The sequence below is a fragment of the Azotobacter armeniacus genome, from assembly GCF_054779355.1.
In genome coordinates this window covers 1-10,379 of sequence record NZ_BAAGYK010000143.1, presented here as the reverse complement: position 1 = coordinate 10,379, position 10,379 = coordinate 1, and the positions used below count along the sequence as shown (strand labels likewise).

General features: G+C 64.1%; 10 protein-coding genes and 2 pseudogenes. 4 read left to right on the top strand and 8 right to left on the bottom strand.

Annotated features, from left to right (window positions below; translation table 11 throughout):
- Positions 1 to 106: 106 nt before the first annotated feature.
- From ACYVD0_RS19160 to ACYVD0_RS19135, 6 genes and pseudogenes are all read right to left on the bottom strand, one after another.
- Positions 107 to 573 (bottom strand): annotated as a pseudogene (locus ACYVD0_RS19160) (transposase); the annotation flags it as partial.
- Positions 574 to 654: 81 nt separating this feature from the next.
- Positions 655 to 750 (bottom strand): annotated as a pseudogene (gene tnpB / locus ACYVD0_RS19155) (IS66 family insertion sequence element accessory protein TnpB); the annotation flags it as partial.
- A gap of 176 nt (positions 751 to 926) precedes the next feature.
- On the bottom strand, positions 927 to 1,445 hold the full coding sequence (locus tag ACYVD0_RS19150; RefSeq protein WP_460428280.1) for a GNAT family N-acetyltransferase: 519 nt from the start codon (positions 1,443 to 1,445) through the stop codon (positions 927 to 929).
- The gene (locus ACYVD0_RS19145) at positions 1,445 to 1,720 is read right to left on the bottom strand and encodes a type II toxin-antitoxin system TacA family antitoxin (RefSeq protein ID WP_460428279.1); all 276 of its coding nucleotides are present in this window, start codon (positions 1,718 to 1,720) and stop codon (positions 1,445 to 1,447) included. Before ACYVD0_RS19145 ends, ACYVD0_RS19150 begins: the two co-directional genes overlap by 1 nt.
- A 38-nt stretch (positions 1,721 to 1,758) precedes the next feature.
- Positions 1,759 to 1,899: a hypothetical protein gene (locus ACYVD0_RS19140; RefSeq protein WP_460428278.1), complete on the bottom strand. Its 141-nt coding sequence runs from the start codon at positions 1,897 to 1,899 to the stop codon at positions 1,759 to 1,761.
- A gap of 16 nt (positions 1,900 to 1,915) precedes the next feature.
- Complete coding sequence (locus tag ACYVD0_RS19135; RefSeq protein ID WP_460428277.1) at positions 1,916 to 2,809, bottom strand: LysR family transcriptional regulator; 894 nt, start codon at positions 2,807 to 2,809, stop codon at positions 1,916 to 1,918.
- A 112-nt stretch (positions 2,810 to 2,921) separates the two neighbouring features.
- Here ACYVD0_RS19135 and ACYVD0_RS19130 point away from each other — a divergent pair, with 112 nt between their 5' ends.
- From ACYVD0_RS19130 to ACYVD0_RS19115, 4 genes are all read left to right on the top strand, one after another.
- A complete protein-coding gene (locus ACYVD0_RS19130) occupies positions 2,922 to 4,103 on the top strand; it encodes a serine hydrolase domain-containing protein (RefSeq protein WP_460428276.1) in 1,182 nt (393 codons plus the stop codon).
- Positions 4,104 to 4,186: 83 nt separating this feature from the next.
- Positions 4,187 to 5,371 (top strand): MFS transporter, encoded by a 1,185-nt coding sequence (locus ACYVD0_RS19125; protein WP_460428282.1) that lies wholly within the window; start codon positions 4,187 to 4,189, stop codon positions 5,369 to 5,371.
- 445 nt (positions 5,372 to 5,816) lie between these two features.
- Positions 5,817 to 6,089 (top strand): type II toxin-antitoxin system RelE/ParE family toxin, encoded by a 273-nt coding sequence (locus ACYVD0_RS19120; protein WP_460428281.1) that lies wholly within the window; start codon positions 5,817 to 5,819, stop codon positions 6,087 to 6,089.
- 12 nt (positions 6,090 to 6,101) lie between these two features.
- Positions 6,102 to 6,422 carry a HigA family addiction module antitoxin gene (locus ACYVD0_RS19115; RefSeq protein ID WP_432706464.1) on the top strand — a complete coding sequence of 107 codons (321 nt, stop codon included), beginning with the start codon at positions 6,102 to 6,104 and terminating at the stop codon, positions 6,420 to 6,422.
- Positions 6,423 to 6,479: 57 nt separating this feature from the next.
- Here the strand turns inward: ACYVD0_RS19115 and ACYVD0_RS19110 are convergent, their stop codons facing one another.
- Positions 6,480 to 9,176, bottom strand: coding sequence for a M10 family metallopeptidase C-terminal domain-containing protein (locus ACYVD0_RS19110; RefSeq protein WP_460428275.1), 2,697 nt, complete (start codon positions 9,174 to 9,176; stop codon positions 6,480 to 6,482).
- A gap of 198 nt (positions 9,177 to 9,374) precedes the next feature.
- Positions 9,375 to 10,379 (bottom strand): efflux RND transporter permease subunit (locus ACYVD0_RS19105; RefSeq protein WP_460428274.1); only part of this gene is annotated, 1,005 nt, incomplete at its 5' end.

Genomic DNA, 10,379 nt, shown 5'->3' with positions numbered 1-10,379 from the left:
TTCACGCGCTACGACAAGCTTGACCTCATGTACGCCGCCTTCATCACTGTGGCTCTTATCGCTGAGGCCCTACGTTAGTGTTAACAGGCCATAGAGCATTTTCACTTTATTCGGACTCATAGCCGGCCGCTTTGAAGTAGTGTCTGCAGTCCTCTGCCGAGAACTGCGTAATCGCCTCACCAATGCTCTGCCACAGCTCGGGAAGGGTCCGCGCCGCCGCCTTTCTCAGCAGCGACGTGAGCTTGGAGAACGCCATCTCGATCGGATTCAGATCGGGGCTGTACGGCGGCAGGTAGCGCAGCGTGGCTCCTGCTCCCTCGATCGCCTGACGCACCCCCGCGACCTTGTCGTGAAGGATCGCGGCCAGGCAGCGCTCCCCGCGCAACGCCCGACCATACAGCCGGGCCATCTTCGTCGAGGCTCCGGTCTCGTCGATGAAGACGATCCGCGCGGGGTCCAGCCACGGCTGCTCGGCCACCCAGGCCTCGCGGGCCTGCTTCACATCCGGGCGTTGTTGCTCGGCAGCGTGCGCCGTCTTTTTTTATAGGTCAGCTTCTGGCGCTCGAGGAACTTCCAGACCACGGTGGTGCCCACGCTCAGGCCATGCCTGGCCCGCAGGTGCGCCACGATCTCGGCCAGGGTCATGTCGGGCGTCTGCTCCACCAGGGCGAGCAGGCCGTCGATGGATTTACGGAAGTCGACGGGCTTTGGGTACAGGTAGACCTTTTCGACCTTGGCGTCGGGTCGCATCATGATGACGGGCTCCAGAAAGAAATCGGGAGCCCAGCATCGGCGGGCCTTTACCTCGGTTGAAGATGGGGTTCATGGAGCGCTTTCGACCGATCCGGGTCGAGATGGGGATAGCACGCGGGGGCCTATCCGGGGCCCGCGTGATATTGGTGTGGTGTGAGGAGTCTGGTGGAGGCTTATCCCTTGGGTGACGCCGGCGGAACAAGCAACCGACGCGCGCCCTTGAGCAGCAGCAGCAACTGCTGTTCGCGAGCAGGCGATGCCTCAAAGCCGAAGCGTCGATAGAAGCGTGATGTTTCCTCATCGATCGGATGCGTCAGCAGCGCCCGAACGCCGGCCTGCCCGGCGATGGTGAGGGTACGCCGGATCGCATCCTGCAACAGGCCAGCGCCAATTCCGAGCCCTTGGTCCCGCTGGGCTACGGCCAGCCGCGCCAGGATGACAACGGGTATGGGGTAGGCCCCCATGCCCCGGCGGACACGAGCGGGAGCTTCCAGGGTATCGATCTGCCCCACGGTGAGGCTGTAGTAGCCCGCGACGCGCATGCCGTCAGCGACCACGTAGGTCTTGGCCGAACCGCTGGCCTGCGCCTGTCGGGCATGGCGCATCAGCCAATCATCCAGGCTCGGCCTGCCGCAATCGAATCCCTCCAGTGAATGGCTGGCATCCAGCGCTTGGGGCGCAGTCAGCGACATCATTTGTCCCAAGGTGCCGATCTCGAGAACAAATCCTTCAGGCCAGGATTGTCCTGGGCAGGCCGGTCCAGCATATCCAGCAAGGCTTGGGACTGGCTGCCGGACACCAGAAACAGGCGTTGATCGAGCAAGGTCTGCTCGGCGGCCTGGCAGGCACTGTCGAGGATGAAATCGGTCATCGATTTGTTTGCCACCTCGGCCGCGCGGCGCAGCACCGCTTCCTGCTGCGGCGTGGCGCGCAACCCCAGGCGGGCGGAACGGGTGGTATTTGCCATGGTCGCGAATATCCTAGTCAACTTTATACGTCATGTTATCACAAATGGCGTACAAAACCGGAGTTTGGCGGGGTACGCTTCGTCTGCAGAAAGGCCAGCGGAGTGTCCGGTTTCCTGCCGTCGCGGCGGTCGACAAACTCCTGCATGATCTCCAGCACGGTCGAGTTGATGGCCAGCACTTGCCAGCCTGGAACGCTACGATGACCCCGGAAACATCCTGGCCCCCATGAAGTCGATGAAAGCCCTCAGCCTGGGTGACACCTGTCGCCCTGAAGGCCAGAGCAGATAGAAGTTCCCTGTACCCTCCATGTAGTCGTCCAGCACGCTGCGCAAGCGGCCCTCGGCTAAGGCATCGCGGATAGCGAAATCGGGTAGGCAGGCTAGTCCTCGACCACGCAGCGCGAAGCACACCCGTGTCTCGATGTTGTTGCAGACCATGGAGACGGGCAAGTTTGGCTCGGGCTCACCCGGCAATCGGCGCAGAGGCCAGGGCTCGAGCTTGCCGGTATTGGAAAAGCGATAGTGCAGGCAGGCATGATCGGCCAGATCGGTCGGGCGCCGGGGCACGCCGTGGCGTTCGAGATATGCGGGCGAGCCGACCACCAGCAGGCGGAAAGCGCCGAGCCGCCGGGCCGACAACCGAGAATCGGACAACTGTCCGGTGCGCACCACCACGTCGAACCCTTCTTCGATGACGTCCACCAAGCGATCGGTGAAGTCCAGATCCAGCTCGATCTCCGGGTATTCGGCCATGAAATCGGCCAGCACCGGCAGCACCAGTGAACTGACCAGGGGCAGGCTCACGCGCAGGCGTCCACGTGGTGCCCCGGCGGTTCGTGAGAGCTCCAGCTCCGTCGCCTCTATCTCGGCCAGGATGCGTCTGCTGCGCTCGAGAAACAGCGTCCCCTCCGCCGTCAGGGCGATGCTGCGCGTACTGCGGTGGAACAGACGTACCCCCAATTTTTCTTCTAGTCGCGCCACCCGCTTGCCGACGGCCGAGGCTGAAATGCCCAACGCTCGCCCGGCCGCGACGAAGCTGCGCGTCTCGGCGACCTGCACGAAAACGGTAAAGCCGCTCAGGCTGTCCATGACTGCTCCCATTGCGGACATGAGGTTCCTGATAGACAGGAACTCTATCCGTCTTTTTCCATAATGAACGCACTTCTATGGTTTCGCGACATCCCGAAACCAAGGAAATCCCATGTCTAGCTGTTCCACCCCCTTGTTCCGAGCGGGTCTTGCAGAGTGCGTCGATGCTGTCATCGAGGCGGCGCTGGCCGAGCGGCGTCTGGTCGGCACCCTGGTACTGATCGCCGAGAACGGCGAACTGGTTTACCGCCGCGCTGCGGGTCTGGCCGACCGGGAAGCCGGACGAGTCATGCGCGAGGATGCCCTGTTCCGGCTCGCCTCGGTATCCAAGCCGATCGTCTCCACCGCCGCCCTGGTGCTGGTGGCGCAGGGACGCCTGGCACTGGACGAGCCGATCGGCCGCTGGCTGCCGACATTCCAGCCCTGCCTGCCCGATGGCGGTCCGGCACGCATCAGCGCGCGGCAACTGCTCAGCCATACCGCAGGCCTCGGCTACCGCTTTCTCGAAGCTGACGATCAGGGACGCTATGCCTGCGCCGGTGTCTCCGATGGCCTGGACCGGCCCGGCATCGGCCTGGAAGAGAACCTGCGGCGAATCGCCAGCGTTCCGCTGCTGTATGCACCGGGCAGCGCCTGGGGCTATTCGCTGGCCACCGATGTGCTCGGCGCCCTCATCGAGCGCGTGTGTGACGCGCCTCTGGAACAGGCGGTACGAATGCTGGTGACCGACCCCTTGGAGATGGGGGACACCGACTTCGTAGCCGTGGATGCCAGCCGGCTGACGGCGGTCTATGTGAACGACACACCCGAGCCCCATCGCATGGGCGAACGGGAAACCCAGGCCCCCTTCGAGGACACGGCAGGCATCCGTTTCGAACCGGCGCGCGCACTCGATACCAGGGCCTTCCCCTCGGGCGGTGCCGGCATGGTGGGTAGCGCCCGGGACCTGCTCCGGCTCTTGGAGGCCTTGCGCCAGGGCGGTGCCCCCCTGCTTCCTGCCGGGCTGGTGGACGAGATGGGCCGCGACCAGACCGCCGGGTTCGACTTGCCTGACGCACCGGGCTTTGGTTTCGGGCTCGGCTTTTCGGTGCTGCGCAATCCGGCCGTGGCCGGATCGCCCGAGTCACCGGGAACCTGGCGCTGGGGCGGCGCCTATGGGCATTCCTGGTTCGTCGACCGGGTCCGGAAGCTCAGCGTGGTAGCCTTGACCAATACCCTCTACGAAGGCATGTCCGGTCGTTTCGTCAGCGAGTTGCGCGATGCGGTCTACGGACCGAGCGGGGTAACGGCATGAGCCAATTGCCGCATACGACTGCCGGCGCGCCTTCTCACCGGAACATCGATGCCAGCGCATCGCATCCCCTGCACCCCGCCAGCATGGCTGATGAAGCACGGCTTCCCGTGTCCGCCCTGCTGGCCCTGGCCATGACCGGCTTCATCGCCATCCTCACCGAAACCCTCCCAGCCGGACTGCTGCCGCAGATTGGCCAGGGGCTCGGTATCTCGGAAGCGCTGGCCGGCCAGTTGGTCAGCGCCTATGCGCTCGGCTCGCTGGTGGCAGCGATTCCGCTGATCGCCCTGACCCGCGGCTGGCGGCGTCGACCGCTGCTCCTGCTCGCCCTCGGCGGCTTCCTGTTGTTCAACAGCGTCACCGCGCTGTCATCCAGCTACCCGCTCACACTGATCGCCCGCTTTCTGGCTGGCGTTGCTGCCGGCTTGGCTTGGGGACTGCTGGCCGGCTATGCGCGCCGCATGGTGGCCGTGCCGTTGCAAGGGCGCGCCATGGCCATCGCGATGGTGGGTACGCCGGTTGCCCTCTCACTGGGCGTACCGGCGGGAACCTGGCTCGGCGCCCTGGCCGGCTGGCGGATGGCCTTCGGTCTCATGTCCGGACTGACCCTGGTCCTGATGGTCTGGGTGTTGTGCAAGGTGCCGGACCTCCCCGGGCAGACGGCCGAACGGCGCCTGGGCATACGCCAGGTCTTTGCGACGCCTGGGGTGCGTCCGATCCTGACGGTGATCCTGCTCTGGGTGCTGGCCCACAACCTTCTCTACACCTACATTGCCCCCTTCCTGGCGCCAGCCGGCATGAGCGGCAGTGTGGATCGGGTACTGCTGGTGTTCGGGGGCGCTGCCCTGCTGGGCATCTGGGGCGTCGGGCTGCTGATCGACCGCTGGCTGCGTGCCCTGGTGCTGCTCAGTCTTGCCGGATTCGCCATGGTGTCGCTGGCGCTGGGGCTTGCCGGTACGCTTCCGGCCGTGGTCTATAGCGGCGTGGCGGTATGGGGGCTCACTTTCGGAGGGGCGGCAACGTTGCTGCAGACGGCTTCGGCAGATGCCGCCGGCGAGGGTGCCGACGTGGCTCAGTCGATGATCGTCACGGCTTGGAACCTCGCTATTGCCGGCGGCGGTGTACTCGGCGGCCTGCTGCTGGAAACCGCCGGTGTGGCTTCTTTCCCCTGGGTACTGCTGGCGCTGCTTGCGCCTGCACTGCTCTGTGCCAAGGTGGCCAAGGCCTATGGCTTCAGGCCGGGTTCTCGAGCGAGCGTCGAGAAGCGATAGTTAAGGGGGGAATGCAGACAGGACGTCAGCTGAGATCAGTCTTTCACGGGAAATACCAGATGCCCGGCGTCCTGCTGCGCAGCGTCCCGCCAGTCGCCCTCGCCCCCCTCGCTACCACGGCTCTACCGCTTCGCCCCGGGCCGGCTCGACCGGCTCGCCGAGGCGCGGCATCACCAGCCCCTCCGAGGCTTGCGCCAGCAGCACATCCGCCGGCTGGGCATCGCCAGGTTGGAGGTGCCCCAGTGCACCGGCAGGAAACGCCCGCTGCCCAGTTGCGCCCAGGCCCTTAGCTTGAGCGCCAGCAATCAGCGCCGGTTGCACCTTACGGTCGGGAGCCTCCCTATCCCTGCCAGGGGAAGAGCCGGCTTGAGCCTCTGCCGCCGCCCGCGTGGATTATAATGATGCGTTGCGTCATATTCTGCTCAAGCTTGAGCAAGCCTGCGCGATGATCAAGAGCTACAAGGACAAGCAGACGGAAGTGGTAGCGAATGGGCTGGCGGCCAGAAAGCTGCCGCAAGACATGCAGAGGGCCGCTCTACGCAAGCTCGGTGCTGCCAAGGTCCTTGATGACCTGCGGATACCGCCAGGAAATCGGCTGGAGGCGTTGCATGGGGATCGCGAAGGGCAGTACAGCATTCGCATCAACGATCAATGGCGGATCTGCTTCCGCTGGGTTGATGGTGATGCACACGACGTTGAAATAGTGGATTACCACTGAGCGAGATGGAGCATGAGGTTCCGCGAAGATTTGATGGCCGAGGCAACCGGCGAACTGTTGCCGAACATTCATCCGGGCGAGATCCTGATGGAGGATTTCATCGAGCCGCTGGGGCTGACCAAGAACGCGGTGGCGACAGCCATCGGGGTTCCGGCCAATCGTATTGGCGAGATTGTGCGTGGCTCCCGCTCAATCACGGCAGACACCGATCTGCGCCTATCACGCTTCTTCGGTACTAGCGAAGGCTACTGGCTGGCTTTGCAGAATGCCTACGATCTGGAGGAGGCCCGTCGGGCAGTGGACTACGACGGAATCCCCAGGCATGCCGCCTGAAAACTGGCAACGAACTGACAGGAGCGCCATCCGCTTCTGGGACAGCGCCCTACACTTTCAGCTGACCTGCTCGATCTGCGTGGCGCCGATGATTTGGAGCTGGCCGGTCGAATTGCCTGCCGCGGCAAAGAGGAAAGCATCGGCGGAGAGCTGATCTACGTAATCGCCCTGCAGGGCGATCTCGAAGCGCTGTCCTTCGGCATTCGCCTCGAAGCTCTTGAGGTAGGTGTGGGTGCCCGCCTCGTTCACCCGCACGGCAAGGGTGCCGCCGTGGCCGTCGCCCAGGCCGGTGAAACCGAGCGCCGAGAGATCAATGCGGTCCTCGCCGGCGTCGAAGTCGAGGATCAGGTCGCTGAAGCCTTCGCTATCGGTGCGGTAGCTGTCCTCGAGGCTCGAAAAGCGGAACAGGTCGGCGCCACTGCCGCCGGCCAGGGTGTCGCGCCCGAGGCCGCCGTCGAGAATGTCGGCGCCGGCGCCGCCATGCAGGTAGTCGTCGCCGGCCCTGCCGGCGAGGCTTTCCGCCGCCGCGCTGCCGATCAGGCTGTCGCCGGCCTCGGTGCCCTCGATAGCCACCGGTGCGAAGAGCACATTGCCGCTGTCGAGCCGGTTGGCGAGGTCGCCGTCCAGGACGATCTCGAAGCGCCGTCCTTCGGCATCCGGTTCGAAGCTCTTGAGGTAGGTCCGCGTGCCGGCGTCGTTCACCCGCACGGCCAGGGTGCCGTCATGGCCGTCGCCCAGGCCGGTGAAGCCCAGCGCCGAGAGGTCGATGCGGTCCTGGCCGGGATCGAAGTCGAGGATCCGGTCGCTGAAACCCTCGCTGTCGGTGCGGTAGCTGTCGTTGCGGGCCGAGACGCGGAACAGGTCGGTGCCCGTGCCTCCGGTCAAGGTGTCGCGCCCGGCACCGCCGTCGAGCAGGTCACCGCCGCCGGCCCCATCCAGGTAGTCGTCGCCGCCCTGGCCGACGAGGATCTCCGCCACCGGGCTGCCCTGCAGGTTGTCGCTGTCTTCGGTGCCCTCAAGAGCGACAGGCTCGAAGATCAGATTGCCGCTGTCGAGCAGGCCGGCGAAGTTGCCCTGCAGGGCGATCTCGAAACGCCGCCCCTCGGCATCCGCTTCGAAGCTCTTGAGATAGGTAAGAGTGCCGGCACTGTTCTCCTGCACGGCCAGGGTGCCGTCGTGGCCGTCGCCCAGCCCGGTGAAGCCCAGCGCCGAAAGATCGATCCGATCCTGGCTGGGATCGAAGTCGATGATCCGGTCGCTGAGGTTTTCACTGTCGGTGCGGTAGCTGTCGTCGCGGGCCGAGACGCGGAACAGGTCGGCGCCCGTGCCGCCGTTCAGGCTGTCGCGCCCGGCGCCGCCATCGAGGACGTCGTTGCCGCTCTTGCCAAGGAGCCGCTCGTAGGCGTCGCTGCCGATCAGTACGTCGTTGTTGTCGTGGTTACCCTCGAGCGTTAGGAGCAAATCCTCGGGCAGTGCCCCAAAAGTCTTATCGAGGGTGCCGTCGGCGTTCAGCCGGATCACGCTGAAATCATACCTGCTCGAGTCGTAACCATTGCCGCTGGGATTATAGCTATATCCCGACACCAGGATCTTGCCGTCGGGCTGCACGGTCAGGCTGTGCCCTTCATCGTTGCCCCATGCGATATCGAAGATGGCCTTGCCGTCGCCGCTGAAGCCGGTGTCGAGCGAGCCGTCGATGTTCAGCCGGATCACGCTGAAGTCGTAAGTAGCGTTGTCGGGGTTATAGCTCTGTCCAGCCAGCAGGATCTTGCCGTCCGTTTGCAGGGCCAGGCTATTGACTTGGGCGTAGCCTTTCCCGAGATCGAAGCTGGCCTTGCCGTCGCTACCGAAGCTGGCATCGAGACTGCCGTCGGCATTCAGTCGAGCCACGCTGAATTCGGTGTCATAGCTAGGGTTGTAGCTCCGTCCGGCCACCAGGATCTTGCCGTCGGGCTGCACGAGCAGGCTATTGCCGAAATCGCTGTTCCCATCGATATCGGCGGTGGCCTCGCCACCACAACCGAAGCTGGTATCGAGCGAGCCGTCGGCATTCAGCCGGATCACGCTGAAGTCGAAATAGGTACTGTTCTCGGAATAGTCATAGCTGGATCCCGCCATCAGGATCTTGCCGTCGGGCAGTATGGTCACGCTATGGCCTTGGTCGTCGCTATATCCGAGCTCGAAGATGGCCTTGGCATCGCTGCCGAAGCCGGTGTCGAGGGTGCCGTCGGCGTTCAGCCGGATTACGCCGAAGTTGTCATCGCTGCCATTATCGCTCCGTCCAGTCACCAGGATCTTGCCGTCGGGCTGCATGGCCATGCTATAGACGTAATCGCCCCTCCCGAGATCGAAGGTGGCCTTGCCGTCGCTGCCGAAGCTGGTATCGAGACTGCCGTCGGTATTCAGCCGGATCACGCTGAAGTCGCCATTACTGCTGCCGCTCAGCAGGAGCTTGCCGTCGGGCAGCACGGTCAGGCTACGGCCTTGGTTGCTTCCCCCGATATCGACGATGGCCTTGCCGTCGCTATCGAAGCTGGTATCGAGAGTGCCGTCGGCATTCAGCCGGACCACACTGAAGTCATCATTACTGCTGACGGGGTTATAGCTCTGTCCGGCCAGCAGGATCTTGCCGTCCGGTTGCAAGGCCAAGTCATAGTTGAGATCGCTATGCCCTGCTATGTCTAGCAGCATCTTGCCTGTGGCTGTGCGGGAAGTAGGGCTTGGCGCGTCATTGCTCGGTGTCGAGGTTTCCATTCAACGATCCTTTTGGGTTTTGGGGTGTTTTAACGAGCGTTTTAGAGGCGATCCGCTGCCACTTTGTTGCAGACAGAGGGAGAAGAACAAAGCCCGATGACACGCCGGTAATAACGACAACTGTCGAAGTCGACATAGCAGTTCCTCTGGATGTGGGTGAATTGAATGCGGCAGGGTCTGCCCGCCGGTGGTGCCGGTTCATGCAAGCTCCGCCTCCACGGATCGGCTGCCGCTACCGAGCCTGATCCTGAACCAGATGGAATACATGGCCGGCAGAAACACCAGGGTCAGAACCGTTCCCGCGAAAGTGCCGCCGATCAGCGTGTAGGCGAGCGTTCCCCAGAACACCGAGTGGGTCAGCGGGATGAAGGCCAGGATCGCCGCCAGCGCGGTGAGGATCACCGGGCGGGCACGCTGTACGGTTGCCTCGACGACCGCACGAAACGGGTCCAGTCCCGCCTGTTCGTTGTGGTGGATCTGCCCGATCAGAATCAGCGTGTTGCGCATCAGGATGCCTGACAGCGCAATCAGACCGACCAGTGCATTGATGCCGAATGGCTGCTGAAAAAGAATCAGCGTAGGCACCACGCCGATCAGCCCCAGCGGACTGGTCAGGAAGACCATGACCATGGCGGAGATCGAGCGCACCTGCAAAATGAGGATGATCAGGGTGATTGCCAGCATGATGGGAAATAGCGGCAACATCGCCACCGTCGCCTTGCCTGACTCTTCGATGGAGCCAGCCTGCTCGATGCGATAGCCACTCGGCAGTTTCTCCATGACGGGCTGGAGCTGCCGGGTAATTGCTGCCGACACGTCCGGCGGCTGCAGGCCATCGGCGATGTCGCCCCGGACGGTGATCGTCGGCATGCGGTCGCGCCGGCGGATAACCGGCTCCTCCATGCGTACGTCGACCTCGCCGACCTGCGACAGCGGGATGCGCTGCCCGTTGGCGCCCGCCAGCGTGAAATCGCCGATCCTGGCCGGGTCGAAGCGGATGTCGCCGGCCGAACGGGCCACGACCTGCACCGTGCGGATGTCCTCGCGCACGGCGGTAACGGGCACACCGCTCAGCAGGAACTGCAGTTGTTGCGCGACAGCGCTGGAGGTCAGCCCCACGGCCTGCAAGCGGTCCTGCTGCAAGGTGAAATGCAGCGTGGGCGTGCGCGTGCCCCAGTCGGTGTTGACCGTGCGCATCATCGG

Bases quoted from the DNA above. Each gene is read 5' to 3' on its own strand.
- ACYVD0_RS19120 (WP_460428281.1), top strand. From the start codon at position 5,817: ATGATCAAGAGCTACAAGGACAAGCAGACGGAAGTGGTAGCGAATGGG.
- ACYVD0_RS19110 (WP_460428275.1), bottom strand. From the start codon at position 9,176: ATGGAAACCTCGACACCGAGCAATGACGCGCCAAGCCCTACTTCCCGC.
- ACYVD0_RS19130 (WP_460428276.1), top strand. From the start codon at position 2,922: ATGTCTAGCTGTTCCACCCCCTTGTTCCGAGCGGGTCTTGCAGAGTGC.
- ACYVD0_RS19115 (WP_432706464.1), top strand. From the start codon at position 6,102: ATGAGGTTCCGCGAAGATTTGATGGCCGAGGCAACCGGCGAACTGTTG.
- ACYVD0_RS19145 (WP_460428279.1), bottom strand. From the start codon at position 1,720: ATGGCAAATACCACCCGTTCCGCCCGCCTGGGGTTGCGCGCCACGCCG.
- ACYVD0_RS19135 (WP_460428277.1), bottom strand. From the start codon at position 2,809: ATGGACAGCCTGAGCGGCTTTACCGTTTTCGTGCAGGTCGCCGAGACG.
- ACYVD0_RS19150 (WP_460428280.1), bottom strand. From the start codon at position 1,445: ATGTCGCTGACTGCGCCCCAAGCGCTGGATGCCAGCCATTCACTGGAG.
- ACYVD0_RS19125 (WP_460428282.1), top strand. From the start codon at position 4,187: ATGGCTGATGAAGCACGGCTTCCCGTGTCCGCCCTGCTGGCCCTGGCC.